13 protein-coding genes are annotated in these 15,415 nt (G+C 64.1%); 10 read left to right on the top strand and 3 right to left on the bottom strand.

Features of this window, described 5'->3' with window-relative positions:
- Window positions 1–186 precede the first annotated feature (186 nt).
- The 8 genes from ACIPZF_RS00755 (at window position 187) to ACIPZF_RS00720 (ending at window position 10,145) form a co-directional block, all read left to right on the top strand.
- Window positions 187–2,412 (top strand): NADP-dependent isocitrate dehydrogenase, encoded by a 2,226-nt coding sequence (locus ACIPZF_RS00755; RefSeq protein ID WP_400794312.1) that lies wholly within the window; start codon window positions 187–189, stop codon window positions 2,410–2,412.
- Between the two features lie 202 nt (window positions 2,413–2,614).
- Window positions 2,615–3,055 carry an NUDIX hydrolase gene (locus ACIPZF_RS00750; protein WP_400794310.1) on the top strand — a complete coding sequence of 147 codons (441 nt, stop codon included), beginning with the start codon at window positions 2,615–2,617 and terminating at the stop codon, window positions 3,053–3,055.
- A gap of 59 nt (window positions 3,056–3,114) precedes the next feature.
- Complete coding sequence (mnmA, locus tag ACIPZF_RS00745; RefSeq protein ID WP_400794308.1) at window positions 3,115–4,239, top strand: tRNA 2-thiouridine(34) synthase MnmA; 1,125 nt, start codon at window positions 3,115–3,117, stop codon at window positions 4,237–4,239.
- A complete protein-coding gene (hflD, locus tag ACIPZF_RS00740) occupies window positions 4,236–4,862 on the top strand; it encodes a high frequency lysogenization protein HflD (protein ID WP_400794306.1) in 627 nt (208 codons plus the stop codon). The genes mnmA and hflD overlap by 4 nt, the downstream gene beginning before the upstream one ends.
- A gap of 138 nt (window positions 4,863–5,000) precedes the next feature.
- Window positions 5,001–6,371 (top strand): adenylosuccinate lyase, encoded by a 1,371-nt coding sequence (purB, locus tag ACIPZF_RS00735; RefSeq protein ID WP_400794304.1) that lies wholly within the window; start codon window positions 5,001–5,003, stop codon window positions 6,369–6,371.
- An 81-nt stretch (window positions 6,372–6,452) separates the two neighbouring features.
- On the top strand, window positions 6,453–7,619 hold the full coding sequence (locus ACIPZF_RS00730) for a JmjC domain-containing protein (protein ID WP_400794302.1): 1,167 nt from the start codon (window positions 6,453–6,455) through the stop codon (window positions 7,617–7,619).
- The gene (locus ACIPZF_RS00725; protein ID WP_400794300.1) at window positions 7,612–8,046 is read left to right on the top strand and encodes a GNAT family N-acetyltransferase; all 435 of its coding nucleotides are present in this window, start codon (window positions 7,612–7,614) and stop codon (window positions 8,044–8,046) included. Before ACIPZF_RS00730 ends, ACIPZF_RS00725 begins: the two co-directional genes overlap by 8 nt.
- 155 nt (window positions 8,047–8,201) lie before the next feature.
- Window positions 8,202–10,145, top strand: coding sequence for a DNA topoisomerase III (locus tag ACIPZF_RS00720; RefSeq protein ID WP_400794999.1), 1,944 nt, complete (start codon window positions 8,202–8,204; stop codon window positions 10,143–10,145).
- A gap of 116 nt (window positions 10,146–10,261) precedes the next feature.
- Here ACIPZF_RS00720 and ACIPZF_RS00715 read toward each other — a convergent pair whose 3' ends face one another.
- The 3 genes from ACIPZF_RS00715 to ACIPZF_RS00705 form a co-directional block, all read right to left on the bottom strand.
- Window positions 10,262–11,359, bottom strand: coding sequence for an extracellular solute-binding protein (locus ACIPZF_RS00715; RefSeq protein ID WP_400794298.1), 1,098 nt, complete (start codon window positions 11,357–11,359; stop codon window positions 10,262–10,264).
- Window positions 11,359–12,468 (bottom strand): agmatine deiminase, encoded by a 1,110-nt coding sequence (gene aguA, locus ACIPZF_RS00710; protein WP_400794296.1) that lies wholly within the window; start codon window positions 12,466–12,468, stop codon window positions 11,359–11,361. Before aguA ends, ACIPZF_RS00715 begins: the two co-directional genes overlap by 1 nt.
- A gap of 93 nt (window positions 12,469–12,561) precedes the next feature.
- On the bottom strand, window positions 12,562–13,449 hold the full coding sequence (locus ACIPZF_RS00705; RefSeq protein ID WP_400794294.1) for a LysR substrate-binding domain-containing protein: 888 nt from the start codon (window positions 13,447–13,449) through the stop codon (window positions 12,562–12,564).
- Window positions 13,450–13,572: 123 nt separating this feature from the next.
- Here ACIPZF_RS00705 and ACIPZF_RS00700 point away from each other — a divergent pair, with 123 nt between their 5' ends.
- Together ACIPZF_RS00700 and ACIPZF_RS00695 are read left to right on the top strand one after the other, a co-directional pair.
- The gene (locus ACIPZF_RS00700; RefSeq protein ID WP_400794292.1) at window positions 13,573–14,862 is read left to right on the top strand and encodes an NAD(P)/FAD-dependent oxidoreductase; all 1,290 of its coding nucleotides are present in this window, start codon (window positions 13,573–13,575) and stop codon (window positions 14,860–14,862) included.
- Entirely contained in the window at window positions 14,855–15,406 is a 552-nt protein-coding gene (locus ACIPZF_RS00695; RefSeq protein ID WP_400794290.1) for a helix-turn-helix domain-containing protein, read from the top strand. The genes ACIPZF_RS00700 and ACIPZF_RS00695 overlap by 8 nt, the downstream gene beginning before the upstream one ends.
- Window positions 15,407–15,415: the final 9 nt, after the last annotated feature.

The following is a 15,415-nucleotide window of genomic DNA, read 5'->3' as shown; positions in this document are numbered from 1 at the left end:
CCCTCGGCCAGCGATGGCCATTAAGCCTGCGCTGTTACCGCAGCCCAGCACTTGACGCTCGACTGATGCATCCACCATCACCGCTCGCAGCCTCTCGACTTTCCGCTCATGGCGTCGCCAGGGCGAAGCGCCTACCCTGCGCACCTCGAGACTCGAGTACGCTCAGCACATAGAGAGTTAACCCGCATGCCCACCCGTTCCAAGATCATCTATACCTTCACCGACGAAGCCCCTGCCCTCGCCACCTATTCGCTGCTGCCGATCGTCGAAGCCTTCACCGCTTCGGCTGACATCGCCGTCGAAACCCGCGATATTTCTCTTGCAGGCCGTATCCTCTCGGCATTCCCGGAGCAACTCGGCGCCGAAAAACAGGTAGCCGATCATCTGGCGGAACTGGGCCAGCTGGCCACCACCCCTGAAGCCAACATCATCAAGCTGCCGAACATCTCGGCCTCGGTCCCGCAATTGAAAGCGGCGATCAAAGAGCTGCAAGGCAAGGGCTACAACATCCCGGACTACGCCGACGAGCCGTCGACTGCCGAAGAAAAAGAATCCCGCGCGCGCTACGACCGCATCAAGGGCAGCGCCGTGAACCCGGTACTGCGCGAAGGCAACTCCGACCGCCGCGCGCCGCTGTCGGTCAAGAACTACGCGCGCAAGCACCCACACAAGATGGGCGCCTGGGCCGCAGACTCCAAGTCGCACGTTGCCCACATGTCCCAGGGCGACTTCTACGGCAGCGAAAAGGCCGCACTGATCGAGGCTGACGACAGCCTGCGCATCGAGCTGGTCGGCAAAGACGGCAAAACCACCGTCCTGAAAGAAAAGACCGCTGTCAAAGCCGCTGAAATCATCGATTGCGCCACCATGAGCCGCAAGGCCCTGAAAGCCTTCATCGTCGAGCAGATCGCCGATGCCAAGGCCGCAGGCGTGCTGCTGTCGGTGCACCTGAAAGCCACCATGATGAAAGTCTCCGACCCGATCATGTTCGGCGTCATCGTCGAAGCGTTCTACGGCGAAGTACTGGCCAAGCACGCGGCTGCGCTGAGCCAGGTCGGCTTCAACGCCAACAACGGCATCGGCGACCTGTACGCCCGCATCAAGGACCTGCCAGCCGAGCAGCAGGCCGAGATCGAAGCCGACATCCAGGCCTTGTACGCCGAGCGTCCGGCCCTGGCCATGGTCAACTCCGACAAGGGCATCACCAACCTGCACGTGCCGAGCGACGTCATCGTCGACGCCTCGATGCCGGCCATGATCCGTGACTCGGGCAAGATGTGGAACACCGCCGGTGAACTGCAGGACGCCAAGGCGATCATCCCGGACCGTTGCTACGCCGGCATCTACCAGGCCACCATCGAAGACTGCAAGGTCAACGGCGCCTTCGACCCGACCACCATGGGCAGCGTACCGAACGTCGGCCTGATGGCGCAGAAGGCCGAAGAGTACGGTTCCCACGACAAGACCTTCCAGATCAAGGCCGACGGCGTCGTCCGCGTGGTCGATGGCAAGGGCAAGGTCGTGCTGGAGCAGAACGTCGAAGCCGGTGACATCTTCCGCATGTGCCAGACCAAAGACGCGCCGATCCAGGATTGGGTCAAGCTGGCCGTTAACCGCGCCCGCCTGAGCAACACCCCGGCGGTGTTCTGGCTGGACCCGGCCCGCGCCCACGACGGCGTGATGATCGAGAAGGTGCAGGCCTACCTGAAGGACCACGACACCGCTGGCCTGGACATCCGTGTCCTGGCACCGGTCGATGCCATCAAGTTCTCCCTGGCCCGCATCCGCGAAGGCAAGGACACCATCTCGGTGACCGGCAACGTGCTGCGCGACTACCTGACCGACCTGTTCCCGATCATGGAGCTGGGCACCAGCGCCAAGATGCTGTCGATCGTGCCGCTGATGAACGGCGGTGGCCTGTTCGAAACCGGCGCCGGCGGTTCGGCACCGAAGCACGTGCAGCAGCTGGTCGAAGAGAACTTCCTGCGTTGGGACTCGCTGGGTGAATTCCTGGCCCTGGCCGCTTCCCTGGAGCACTTGGGCAACACCTACGACAACCCGCGCGCCAAGGTCCTGGCCAACACCCTGGACCAGGCCACCGGCAAGTTCCTCGACACCAACAAGTCGCCTTCGCGCAAGGTTGGTGGTATCGACAACCGCGGCAGCCACTTCTACCTGACCCTGTATTGGGCCGAAGCCCTGGCCGCTCAGACTGACGACGCCGCCCTGCAGGCGCGTTTCGCTCCGCTGGCAAAAACCCTGGCTGGAAACGAAGCGACCATCGTCGCCGAGCTTAACGCCGTCCAGGGCAAGCCGGCCGACATCGGTGGCTACTACGCCCCGGATGCCGAGCTGACCGCCAAGGTGATGCGCCCAAGCCAGACCCTGAACAGCGCCATCGCGGCACTGTAAGGCTCGCTTGAAGTAACACCACAAACCCCGGCCACGCACCGGGGTTTGTGCTTTCTGGAATTGGGGCTGCTGCACAGCCCTTCGCGGGCAAGCCCGCTCCCACAGGAACCGTGCAAAACCTGAGACCTGTACAGTACCTGTGGGAGCTGGCTTGCCTGCGAAGGGCCGCAAAGCGGCCCCAGCGATCTAAAGGGAAACACGAATGACCTGGCAACCCCACATCACCGTCGCCACCGTCGTCGAGCACGACGGCAAGTTCCTCTTCGTCGAAGAATTCAAAGCCGGCCAGCACGTGTTCAATCAACCCGCCGGCCACCTCGAACCCAACGAAACCCTGCCCCAGGCCGCCCTGCGCGAGACTCTGGAAGAGACCGCCTGGGAAGTCGAACTGACGGGCGTAGTCGGCATCTACCTCTACACCGCCCCCAGCAATGGCGTGACCTACCAGCGCATCTGCTTCGCCGCCCGCCCGCTGCGCCACCACGCCGACCTGGCCCTGGACAGCGACATCGTCCGCGCCGTGTGGCTGACCCGCGAAGAGTTGCTTGCCAACCCTACCCGCTGGCGCAGCGAACTGGTGCCCCGCTGCCTCGACGACTACCTCGCAGGCCCGCTGCACAGCCTCGACCTGCTGCGCGACTGACGCGCCGCCTCGGGTTTGATAGAATCGGCGCTTTTCCCCCTTGATACACATCGGTAGCCATGACCAGCCCAGCACTCAAAGACCCCGCCAAGACCCGCGTCATCGTCGGCATGTCCGGCGGCGTGGACTCTTCCGTCTCCGCCCTTCTGCTCATCGAGCAGGGGTACCAGGTGGAAGGTCTGTTCATGAAAAACTGGGAAGAAGACGACGGCACCGAGTACTGCACCGCCCGTGAAGACCTGGCCGACGCCCAGGCCGTGTGCGACCGTATCGGCATCAAGCTGCACACGGCCAACTTCGCCGCCGAATACTGGGACAACGTCTTCGAACACTTCCTCGAAGAGTACAAGGCCGGTCGCACGCCCAACCCGGACATCCTCTGCAACCGCGAAATCAAGTTCAAGGCGTTCCTCGACTACGCCATGTCGCTGGGCGCCGACCTGATTGCCACCGGCCACTATGTGCGCCGCCGTGATACTGGCGAGCTCACCGAGCTGCTCAAGGGCCTGGACCCGAACAAGGACCAGAGCTACTTCCTGCACGCCGTTGGCGGCAAGGAAATCGCCCGCACACTGTTCCCGGTCGGCGAGCTGGAAAAGCCCGAAGTACGCGCCATCGCCGAAAAACACGGCCTGGCCACCGCCAAGAAGAAAGATTCCACCGGTATCTGCTTCATCGGCGAGCGCCGCTTCAGCGATTTCCTCAAGCAGTACCTGCCAGCCCAGCCGGGTGAAATCCAGACCACCGAGGGTGAAGTGATCGGCCGTCATCACGGCTTGATGTACCACACCATCGGCCAGCGCCAGGGCCTGGGCATTGGCGGCCTCAAAGATGCAGGCGACGAGCCGTGGTACGTGCTGCACAAGGACCTGGCGCGCAACGTGCTGGTGGTCGGCCAGGGCAACGAACACCCGTGGCTGTTCTCCCGCGCCCTGCTCGCTTCGGAGATTTTCTGGGTCAACCCGATCGACCTGAGCACCCCGCGCAGGCTCACCGCCAAGGTGCGCTACCGCCAGAGCGACCAGCAATGCACCCTGGAGCTGACCGAGAGCGGCTACCGCGCCGTGTTCGATGAGCCTCAGCGCGCCGTCACCCCGGGCCAATCGGTGGTGTTCTACGACGGTGAAGTGTGCCTGGGCGGCGGCGTGATCGAAACCGCCGAGCCGTGGAGCCCACGCGCATGAGCAACCTGCAGGAGCAGTTGATTGCCTTGGGCGGTGTATTCCAGGCTGCCGTGCTGGTCGACCGCATCGCCCGCACCGGCCAGGCCAGTGAAGCCAATATCGGCTGCATGCTCGGCAGCCTGCTGGTGCGTGACCCCAAGGACACCCTGGAGGTGTTCGGCGGCGATGACATCAACCTGCGCGACGGCTACCGCGCGCTGGTTGGCGCACTGGAGCGCGACCCCAGCAGCCTGCAGCGCGAGCCGCTGCGCTACGCCCTGTCGATGCTGGGCCTGGAGCGCCAGCTGAACAAGCGCGGCGACCTGCTCGAGACCATCGGCAACCGCCTGCCGCAAATCCAGTCCCAGGCTGACCATTTCGGCCTGGTTCACGAAAACGTCATCGCTTCCAGTGGAGCCTTGTACCAGGACACCCTGAGCACCCTGCGCCAGCGTATTCAGGTGCATGGCGACATGCGCTTCCTGCAGCAGTCCAGCAACGCTTCGAAAATCCGCGCCCTGCTGCTCGCCGGCATCCGCGCCGCGCGCCTGTGGCGGCAGTTGGGCGGGCATCGCTGGCAACTGGTGTTCAGCCGGCGCAAGCTGCTCAACGAGTTGTACGACATGATGCGCGCACCTTCCTGACAGGCGACGCCGAACCCGGTCCCACAGGGAACCCGACACGCCTTTCAACGGCCGACCTTTGGTCAGCCACCCGACCTCGGCGCATTTTTCATGTATGATATGCGCCCTTCCAAAAGCCTGACTGTCCGAGAACACCCCATGCAGCTTTCTTCGCTCACTGCGGTTTCCCCTGTAGACGGCCGTTACGCCGGCAAAACCCAGGCCTTGCGCCCCATTTTCAGCGAATTCGGCCTGATCCGTTTCCGCGCCCTGGTCGAAGTACGCTGGCTGCAGCGTCTGGCCGCCCACCCGCAGATTGGCGAAGTGCCGGCGTTCTCCGTCGAAGCCAACGCCCTGCTGGACGGCCTGGCCAACGACTTCAAGCTCGAGCACGCCGAACGCGTGAAGGAAATCGAGCGCACCACCAACCACGACGTCAAGGCGATCGAGTACCTGCTCAAGGAGCAGGCTGCGCAACTGCCTGAGCTGGCCAAGGTCAGCGAGTTCATCCACTTCGCCTGCACCAGCGAGGACATCAACAACCTGTCCCACGCGCTGATGCTGCGCGCTGGCCGTGACGACGTGCTGCTGCCGCTGATGCGCCAGATCGCCGAAGCCATCCGCGCTCTGGCCCACGCCCACGCCGATGTGCCGATGCTGTCACGCACCCACGGTCAGCCGGCATCGCCGACCACCTTGGGCAAAGAGCTGGCCAACGTCGTGTACCGCCTGGAGCGCCAGATCGCCCAGGTCGCCGCCGTGCCGCTGCTGGGCAAGATCAACGGTGCCGTGGGCAACTACAACGCCCACCTGTCGGCCTACTCGCAGATCGACTGGGAAGAAAACGCCCGCGCCTTCATCGAGGACGAGCTGGGCCTGCAGTTCAACCCGTACACCACCCAGATCGAGCCGCACGACTACATCGCCGAGCTGTTCGACGCCATCGCCCGCTTCAACACCATCCTCATCGACTTCGACCGCGACGTCTGGGGCTACATCTCGCTGGGCTACTTCAAGCAGAAGACCGTTGCCGGCGAAATCGGCTCGTCGACCATGCCGCACAAGGTCAACCCGATCGACTTCGAGAACTCCGAAGGCAACCTGGGTATCGCCAACGCGCTGTTCCAGCACCTGGCCAGCAAGCTGCCGATTTCGCGCTGGCAGCGTGACCTGACCGACTCCACCGTGCTGCGCAACCTGGGCGTGGGCTTCGCCCACAGCGTCATCGCCTTTGAGGCCAGCCTCAAGGGCATCGGCAAGCTGGAAGTCAACCAAGCGCGCATCGCCGCCGACCTGGACGCCTGCTGGGAAGTCCTCGCCGAGCCGATCCAGACCGTGATGCGCCGCTTCAACATCGAGAATCCCTACGAGAAGCTCAAAGAGCTGACCCGTGGCAAGGGCATCACGCCAGAAGCGCTGCTGACCTTCATCGACGGCCTCGACATGCCTGCCGAAGCCAAGGCCGAACTCAAGCTGCTGACCCCCGCGACCTACATCGGTAACGCGGCAGCACAGGCCAAACGCATCTAAGCTGACCGTCGCGTATAACGCCCGGCCTCGCCGGGCGTTTTTATTCCCGGACCAAAATTACGTTTTTTCAATAGGTTGAACATGAATCCTGATACTCCACTGCAGCTGCTCGGCGGCATCTCGGCCCGCGAATTCATGCGCGACTACTGGCAGAAGAAGCCGCTGCTGGTGCGCCAGGCATTCCCGGACTTCGAAAGCCCGATCGACCCCGACGAGCTGGCCGGCCTGGCCCTGGAAGAGGAAGTCGAGTCGCGTATCGTGCTCGAACACGGCGCCCACCCTTGGGAGCTGCGCCGCGGCCCGTTCAACGAAGACACCTTCGCCGACTTGCCGGAAAAGGACTGGACCCTGCTGGTTCAGGCCGTCGACCAGTTCGTGCCGGAAGTCGCCGAACTGCTGGAGCAGTTCCGCTTCCTGCCGAGCTGGCGCATCGATGACGTGATGATCAGCTTCGCCACCCCCGGCGGCAGCGTTGGACCGCACTTCGACAACTACGACGTGTTCCTGCTCCAAGGCCACGGCCAGCGCAACTGGAAGATTGGCCAGATGTGCGACAGCGAAAGCCCGCTGCTGGAGCACGCCGACCTGCGCATCCTCGCTGAATTCGAACAGAGCGGCGAATGGACCCTGGAACCCGGCGACATGCTCTACCTGCCACCGCGCCTGGCTCACTACGGCGTGGCAGTAGATGACTGCCTGACCTACTCGGTCGGCTTCCGCGCACCGAGCGCCGCCGAAGTGCTGACCCACTTCACCGACTTCCTCGGCCAGTTCCTGCCGGACGAAGAGCGCTACAGCGACGCCGACGCCGCGCCTGCAAGCGACCCGCACCAGATCCAGCATGACGCCCTCGACCGCCTCAAGGCGCTGATCGACAAGCACACCAACGACAAGGACCTGCTGCTGACCTGGTTCGGCCAGTTCATGACCGAGCCGCGCTACCCGGAGCAGGTCGTCGGTGAAGACCTTGAAGAGCAGGAGCTGATCGAGGCCCTTGAAGATGGCGCGATCCTGATCCGTAACCCAAGCGCACGCATGGCCTGGTCGGAGCTGGGCGACGACCTGATGCTGTTCGCCAGCGGCCGCAGCTGCCCGCTGCCGGCCAAGCTGCGGGAGCTGCTGAAGCTGGTGTGCTCCGCCGACGCGTTACATATCGACAACCTTGAGGCGTGGCTGCAGGACGAAGATGGCCTTATGTTGGTACAGCAGTTGATCAAACAAGGAAGCTTGGGATTCGCCAATGAATAAGATTCGTGTGCGCCTCGCCGATTGGCAAAAGGACAACGCCGATATCCGCCGTATCCGCGAAGCAGTATTCGTCGCCGAACAGCACATTCCACCGGAACTGGAGTTCGACTCGGAAGACCAGGACGCCCTGCATTTTCTGGCGCTGGAAGGTGATTACCCAATTGGTACCGCCCGCCTGCTGGCGGACGGCACCATCGGGCGCATCTCGGTGCTCAAGGACTGGCGCGGGCTGAAAGTAGGCGATGCGCTGATGCATGCAGTGATCGCCGAAGCACAGAACCGCGACCTGAAGCAGCAGATGCTCAGCGCCCAGGTGCACGCCACACCATTTTACGAGCGCTTGGGTTTCCGGGTAGTCAGCGAGGAGTTCCTCGAAGCCGGCATCCCGCATGTGGACATGGTGCGCGATTCTCGCGAAATCGCCTGATTCATAGGCATTGTTTCACTGGCCCCGCAATGGGGCCAGTGCAGCCAAAAACATTTCGACCGACAAAACCTGTACATCCATCCAGATAAAACTTGCCTCCGCGCCCTCGCTTGCGCATCCTAGTGCCCATCACCCCCGATGAAGCGTTTCCGGCCATGCGCCTGTTCCTCTGCGAAAAACCCTCACAGGCAAAAGACATCGCCAAGGTCCTTGGCGCTACCCGCAAGGCCGACGGCTGCTGGCAAGGCACCGACGTCTGCGTGACCTGGTGCATCGGCCACCTGCTCGAAACCGCCCCGCCCGACAGTTACGACGAGCGCTACAAACGCTGGAATCTCGCCGACCTGCCCATCATTCCAGAAAAGTGGAAAATGCTGGTCAAGCCCAAGACCGCCAGTCAGTTCAAGGCCGTCAAACGCCTGCTCGGCGAAGCACGTGAGCTGGTGATCGCCACCGACGCCGACCGCGAAGGCGAGATGATCGCCCGCGAGCTGGTCGAACACTGTCGCTACCGTGGCCCGATTCAACGCCTGTGGCTCTCGGCCCTGGACGACGCTTCCATTCACAAGGCACTGGCGCGCCTGCTGCCCGGCCAGGAAACCTTCAACCTCTATCACTCGGCACTGGGCCGCTCGCGCGCCGACTGGCTGATCGGCATGAACATGAGCCGGTTGTTCACCCTGCTCGGCAGGCAATCCGGCTACCAGGGCGTACTGCCCGTGGGCCGGGTGCAAACCCCGACCCTGCGGCTGGTGGTCGACCGCGACCGCAGCATCGCCGATTTCGTACCCGTACCGTTCTGGGCCATCGACGTGCAGCTGGAGCATGCTGGCCAGGCGTTCAACGCCCAATGGCGTGCGCCGGAAGACACCTGCGACGACCAGGGCCGCTGCCTCAACCAAGCCCTGGCACAACGGGCCGCCGCCGCTATGGGTAACGCCGGCACAGCCAGGGTGCTCAAAGTCGCCACCGAGCGTGTGCGCGAGGCAGCCCCGCTGCCCTTCGACCTTGGCACCCTGCAAGAACTTTGCTCGAAAAAATTCGGCCTCGGCGCCCAGGAAACCCTCGACATCGCCCAGGCTTTGTACGAAACCCACAAACTGATCACTTACCCGCGCAGTGACTGCGGCTACCTGCCCGTCAGCCAGCACAGTGAAGCACCCGCAATTCTCAATGCCCTGCAACGTGCCGACGCCAGCCTGGCGCCGCTGCAGTCGCACCTGGAGCCCCAGCGTCGCTCGCGCGCCTGGAACGACGCCAAGGTCAGCGCCCACCACGGCATCATCCCCACGGCCGCCGCCAGCGACCCGTCACGCCTGCCGGCCAAGCACAAGGCGGTTTACACCCTGATCCGCGCTCGGTACCTGGCGCAGTTTCTGCCCAACCACGAGTACGACCGTACCCAGGCCGAATTCGACTGCGCAGGCCACGCCCTGCGCGCCGTCGGCAAACAGATCGTCGAACCAGGCTGGCGCCGTGCGCTGCCCGAAGCGCTGACACCGGCCAAGGGGCGCGAGGCAGCCCCGGCACAAGTGCTGCCGGTTTTGCGCGAAGGCCAGGACTGCAACGTCCAGGGGCTTCAACTGAAAGACCTGTGGACCCAGCCACCCAAGCCGTTCACTGAAGGCGACCTGATCAAGGCCATGAAGAACGTCGCCAAGCTGGTTGACGATCCGCGGCTGAAGCAGAAACTCAAGGAAACCACCGGCATCGGCACCGAGGCGACCCGCGCCAGCATCATCCAGGGCCTGCTGGACCGTGGTTATCTGACCAAGAACGGCAAGGCCCTGGCCGCCACTGCGGCCGCCTTCAGCCTGATTGACGCCGTGCCCCGCGCCATCGCCGACCCCGGGACCACAGCCATCTGGGAGCAGGCCCTGGACATGGTGCAAAGTGGCGAGATGAGCCTGGAAGAATTCGTCGCCCGGCAATCGGCGTGGATGGGCAAGCTGGTGGAGCGCTGCAGCGGCATGCGCATGACCATCAGCGGGCCCCCGGTGGGCAAGGCGGCGCCGTGGAAGAAGAAGGGCCGGAGCAAGGGCAAGGCACCCAGTGCCGACGGCAAGCCGAGACGGTCGAAGCGGAAAACATCTGGCTGAATGGTTGTCGGAACCGGCCTCTTCGCGGGCAAGCCCGCTCCCACAAGAACTGCTCAGAACCTGTGGGAGCGGGCTTGCCCGCGAAGAGGCCGGTTCCGACAACACATCAATCCAGCCTAGGTTCCACTTTTCAACCGACTGAACGCCCGCGTCAGCTCCCGATTGAACGCCTTGCCATTGTCATTCTTGCCATACAACCGCGCCCTCACCTGCGCCGGCGGGTACGTCCCCGGGGCATTGCGAATACTCGCCTCCACCAACCCATCCGCCGCCGTGATCGCATTGGCGTAATGAATGGTATCGGTGATCGGCGCGATTACCTCCGGCCGCATCAGGTAGTCCAGCAGCTTCCAGGCCGCCTGCGGATGCGGCGCATCCTTGGGCACCACCAGCGCGTCCAGCCAGATCAGCGTACCTTCCTCGGGAATGCTGTAATCCAGCTCAAACGACTTACCCGCCTGCTGCGCCTGGCCCTGGGCAATCGCCACATTGCCGTTCCACGACATCGCCACGCAGGTTTCGCCATTGGCCAGGTCGTTGATGTTGCGGTCATTGTCGAAGTAGCGGATATACGGGCGGATCTTGCGCAGCTGTGCTTCTGCCGCCTTCAGGTCTTCGATGCGTTGCTGGTTGATGTCCAGGCCCATGTAGCGCATCACAGCGGCGAACACCTCGTTGGGGTCGTTGAGCAGGCTCACCCCGCAATCGGCAAATTTCGCCACCACCTGCGGGTCGAACAGCATCGCCCAGCTGCCCACCGGCGCCCCGGCCATGCGCGCCGTCACCGCCTGCTGCTGGTAGCCCACGCCTGTCGTACCCCAGGCGTAAGTCCCGGCATAGCGATTGCCGGGGTCGAACATCGCCATGTGCTGGCGGAACTCTTCGCCAACGCCCGCCAGGTGCGGTAACTGCGCCTTGTCCAGCGGCTGCAGCGCGCCGCTGGCGATCGCCCGGCTCAGGTGCTGGCCGGCACTGAGCACCACGTCATAGCCACTGCCACCGGTCAGCAGCTTGGTCTCGGCGGTTTCCAGCGAGTCGAAGTGGTCGGCGACCACACGAATGCCGGTTTCCTTCTCGAAATTGCTCAGGGTGTCCGGGGCGAGGTACTCGCCCCAGATGTACAGGTTGACGGTCGGCTGTTGTGCGTCGGCTGCCTGGACCACCGACGCGGCGCAACCCAAGACGGTTGCTGCCGCCAGCATCGGATAGTTCATCAGCGTCGGCCTCCGGCGTATTGCGGCATGGTGATGCAGGCGACGTTGCCGCCACCGAGCAAGATCTCACGAGAATTGTCGATGCCAATGATGCGATGCTCGGGGAAAAGCTCGGCCAGGGTCGCCTGGGCGATACTGTCGTTGCGATCTCCGAACAGCGGCACGACGATCGCCGAGTTGCCGGCGTAGTAATTGATATACGAAGCGCAAATGCGAGTTCCGGCTTCGCGCAGGTGCGTTCCCTCAACCTGATCGAGGCCGGCGGCCTCCTCGGCCGTCCATTGCAAGACCTCGGGTTGGGGCAACTTGTGCACCTTGAGTTCACGGCCACGCGCGTCGCGCGTGCTGCGCAGGATGTCGTAGGCCTCCTGGTAGATCTCCCATTGCGAATCGTCGCGGTTGTCTGTCCATTGCAGCACCACCTCACCCGGCCGTACGAAGCACGCCAGATCGTCAACGTGGCCATCGGTCTCGTCGAACTTGCAGCCGCGCGGCAGCCAGATCACCTGGTCGGCGCCCAGGTAGTCCTGCAGCCTGCTGGTCACTTCGTGCTTGCCCAGGTGGGCATTGCGATTGCGATTGAGCAGGCACTGCTCGGTGGTCAACAGGCTGCCTTGGCCGTCGCTCTGGATGCCACCGAGTTCGGCAATCAGCGGCGCGCGGTAGCGGTCCAGGTTTTCGATCTCGAGGATTTTCTGGGCGATCTGGTCGTCCTTGTCCCACGGGTAATAGAGGCCGCCATCCAGGCCACCGTAAGCATTGAATTCAAAGTCCACACCACGCACTTCACCGCTGCTGTCGTTGACCACGAAGCAGGCGCCGCTGTCGCGGAACCAGGTGTCGTTGCAGGTCATCTCCACCACCCGCACCTGTGGCGGCAGCAGGCGCCGGGCGTTGGCATACTGCGCAGCCGACGCGCAGACGGTGACCGGCTCGCTGGAGGCGATCGCAGTGGCAATCTCGACCCAGACCTTCTGCGCAGGCTTGGCGCCATTGCGCCACACATCAGGCCGCTCGGGCCAGCCGAGCCAGCAGCCGGCCTTGCGTTCGAATTCGCCAGGCAGGCGGAAACCATCGGCCTTGGGAGTGGTGGTGAGCGAACGTGCCATGGGTCAACCTCGGGTCTGTGAGTGATGACTGCACGCTACGCCGGCCCGCTTCAGGCATCCAACGATGAAAACTCAGCGATAGTTGAATTCATTTCAGCTATCGCCCAGCTGTTCGATGAACCATTCGATGAATTGCGCGACTGCAACACGCTCCAGGCGCAACCGTTCGCACACCAGCGTGTACTGCCCCTGGGCGGTCACGCTGGCGTTGAAGGGCCGTACCAGCCTGCCACTCTGCAAGTCGGCATGGCAGGTCAGGTTGTCACCCATGGCGACCCCTTGCCCGAGCAGCGCCGCCTCCAGCGCCAATGCCGCGTGCGGAAAGTACAGCTGCCGGGTAGGCAAGGCATCGTCGGCGTGGGTGGCCAGCCAGCTGGTCCAGGTCCGGCCATCCTGATCGTCATGCAGCAGACAATGGCGCACCAGGTCGCGCGGGCGCTTGAGGCCACCCTGGTTGAACAGGCCTGGGCTGCACACTGGGAAGAATTGCAGCAGCGGCAAGGGGCGGACGAAGTGGGTACTGGCGTCGAGGCTGCTGGTGCCGTAGGTGACGGCCAGGTCCACGTCCAGCGCCGGCGAGCCAGCATCGATGGGCTGCTCGTGCAGGTGCAGGGTGATGTGCGGGTAACGGCTGCTGAAGTCGGCGAGCCGTGCCACCAGCCATTTCTGCGCCAGCTCTGCCGTCACTGCAACCCGCAGGACCGCTTGCGAAGCCGGGTCGCGCAGTTCGTCACAGGCCTTGCCGATCAGCTCGAAGGCCTGTTGCAAGTGATGCAGCAAACGCTCGGCCTCGGCACTGGGACGCACCTGGCGACCTACGCGTTCGAACAGGCTGACACCCAGCTGTTCCTCCAACTGGCGGATCTGGTGGCTCACGGCGCTGTCGGTGACACACAGCTCGGCGGCGGCGCGCCCGAAGTGGCCGTGGCGTGCCGCGCACTCGAACGTGCGCAGGGCGGTCAGGGAAGGCAGGCGGCGCATGGGCGGTTCCAGTGAAAGGTGACGTCTCCCGATCATATCGCCAACCGCCAGGAACTGGCGCGATGAAAATTACCTGCTAGATTTTCATGAAAATAATCACAATAAATTTCACGAGGCCTCGGCATGTTCAAGCAATCCGCCCAGCACGTCGCCACTTACTACGCCCAGACCTACCCCGCCACCATTCCCCTGCGCCCTACCCTGCAAGGCCGGCACGACACCGATGTACTGATCATCGGCGCAGGCTTCAGCGGTCTGCACACCGCCCTGCGCCTGGCCCTGGCCGGCAAGCGCGTGACCCTGCTGGAAGCCAGCCGGGTGGCCTGGGCCGCTTCCGGGCGCAATGGCGGACAGGCACTGCTGGGTTGGTCCTGCGACATGCCGCCCATGGAGAAGGCGTTGGGCGTGGAGCGCACTCGGCGCCTGTGGGAGAGTATGTGCTGGGCCGCCGATGAAATGCGTGAACTGCCAGAGCGCCATGGCTTCGATATCGATTACCGGATCGGCAGCCTGTGGACATCGGTCTTGCCGCGTCGGGTGAAGCTGTTGCAGGAAGCGTTGCAAGACGCCGAGCAGAAGTGGGGCTATGACGCCTTGCGCTTGATCGGCCGGGACGAACTGCCAGAATGGATCGACAGTCCGCGCTACCAGGCCGCGCTGTACGACGCCAGGGGCGCACACCTTAATCCGCTGAAGCTGGCCCAGGGCGTTGCCACCACGCTTGAAGCCGCTGGCGGGCAGATTTTCGAGCAGAGCCACGTCGTTGATTACCAACAGACCGCCAGCGGCTACGTCGCCCGCACTGTGCAGGGCGAAGTGCACTGTGACGTGCTGGTACTGGCCTGCAACGCCTACATCGACCGCCTCGACCGCACGCTGTCACGCCGCCTGCTGCCGGTCGGTTCGTACCAGGTAGCCACCGCGCCTCTGGAAGCGGATCTCGCCCGCTCGCTGCTGCCGCGCAACAGTTGCGTGATCGACAACCAGTTCGTGCCCGACTATTTCCGCCTCACCCCGGACCACCGCCTGCTGTTCGGCGGTGGCTGCACCTACCTGGGTGGTATCCCCAAGGATGTCGCCAGCGCCACCCGCCCCTACCTGGAGCGGGTATTCCCGCAACTGGCCGGCGTGGCCATCGACTATGCCTGGGGCGGGCACATCGACTGCAGCATCCAGCGCACCCCGGACATCGGCCGCGAGGGCCAGCGCTATTGGCTGCAGGGCTTCTCTGGCCATGGCGTGCTGCCGACCCTGGCCGGTGCGCGGGCGGTGAGCGACGCGATCCTCGGCGACGACGAGCTGCTGGCGTTGTACCAGGGCATCGACAATGGCTGCTTCCCAGGCGGCGATCTATTGGCCGCCCCGTTGGAGGCTGCCGCCAAGGCCTGGTACAGGATGCGTGACCATGTCTGAGGATGCCCAAGGCCTGGCCCAGCTGATCCGCGACCTGCGCAAGCACCGGGGGCTGACCCTCGGCGAGCTGGCGACCCAGGTCAAGCGCTCGCTGGGCTTCCTGTCCCAGGTCGAACGCGGCCTGTCGCAGCCCACCGTGGCCGACCTGACCGCCATCAGCGAAGCGCTGCACGTACCCACCACCTACTTCTACCAGGCCAGCCAACCGCGCGAGCTGGACTGGGTCACCCGCCCAGGCGAACGGCGCACGATCTACTACGCCGAAGGCATCAGCGATGTGCTGGTGTCGCCCACGCTCAACGGCAGCTTCGCCATGCTCGAAAGCCACTTGGCGCCCGGCGCCAGCAGCGGCGAGGGGCACTTGAACGACAGCTCCGAGCAAGGCGGTTTCGTGCTGGAGGGCGAGCTGACGGTCTGGCTGGCGGGCCGCGACGGCGCGGTGACGCTTGGCCCCAACGACAGCTTTCAGCTGCCCCCGCACAGCCAGTTCCGTTACGCCAACCTGACCGACCAGACGACCCGCGTCCTCTGGGTATTCCGATGAGAGCACAGC

Origin of the sequence: Pseudomonas sp. NPDC089752, from assembly GCF_044748725.1 — a bacterium.
Lineage (GTDB): Bacteria > Pseudomonadota > Gammaproteobacteria > Pseudomonadales > Pseudomonadaceae > Aquipseudomonas.
This window is presented reverse-complemented; position numbering and strand designations above follow the sequence as displayed.

What these genes read in the sequence shown, in the direction of transcription:
- ACIPZF_RS00720 (WP_400794999.1), top strand. Translation starts at nt 8,202, where the DNA reads ATGCGCCTGTTCCTCTGCGAAAAACCCTCACAGGCAAAAGACATCGCC.
- ACIPZF_RS00730 (WP_400794302.1), top strand. Translation starts at nt 6,453, where the DNA reads ATGAATCCTGATACTCCACTGCAGCTGCTCGGCGGCATCTCGGCCCGC.
- mnmA (WP_400794308.1), top strand. Translation starts at nt 3,115, where the DNA reads ATGACCAGCCCAGCACTCAAAGACCCCGCCAAGACCCGCGTCATCGTC.
- hflD (WP_400794306.1), top strand. Translation starts at nt 4,236, where the DNA reads ATGAGCAACCTGCAGGAGCAGTTGATTGCCTTGGGCGGTGTATTCCAG.
- ACIPZF_RS00705 (WP_400794294.1), bottom strand. Translation starts at nt 13,449, where the DNA reads ATGCGCCGCCTGCCTTCCCTGACCGCCCTGCGCACGTTCGAGTGCGCG.
- ACIPZF_RS00725 (WP_400794300.1), top strand. Translation starts at nt 7,612, where the DNA reads ATGAATAAGATTCGTGTGCGCCTCGCCGATTGGCAAAAGGACAACGCC.
- ACIPZF_RS00715 (WP_400794298.1), bottom strand. Translation starts at nt 11,359, where the DNA reads ATGAACTATCCGATGCTGGCGGCAGCAACCGTCTTGGGTTGCGCCGCG.
- ACIPZF_RS00695 (WP_400794290.1), top strand. Translation starts at nt 14,855, where the DNA reads ATGTCTGAGGATGCCCAAGGCCTGGCCCAGCTGATCCGCGACCTGCGC.
- ACIPZF_RS00700 (WP_400794292.1), top strand. Translation starts at nt 13,573, where the DNA reads ATGTTCAAGCAATCCGCCCAGCACGTCGCCACTTACTACGCCCAGACC.
- ACIPZF_RS00755 (WP_400794312.1), top strand. Translation starts at nt 187, where the DNA reads ATGCCCACCCGTTCCAAGATCATCTATACCTTCACCGACGAAGCCCCT.
- ACIPZF_RS00750 (WP_400794310.1), top strand. Translation starts at nt 2,615, where the DNA reads ATGACCTGGCAACCCCACATCACCGTCGCCACCGTCGTCGAGCACGAC.
- aguA (WP_400794296.1), bottom strand. Translation starts at nt 12,468, where the DNA reads ATGGCACGTTCGCTCACCACCACTCCCAAGGCCGATGGTTTCCGCCTG.
- purB (WP_400794304.1), top strand. Translation starts at nt 5,001, where the DNA reads ATGCAGCTTTCTTCGCTCACTGCGGTTTCCCCTGTAGACGGCCGTTAC.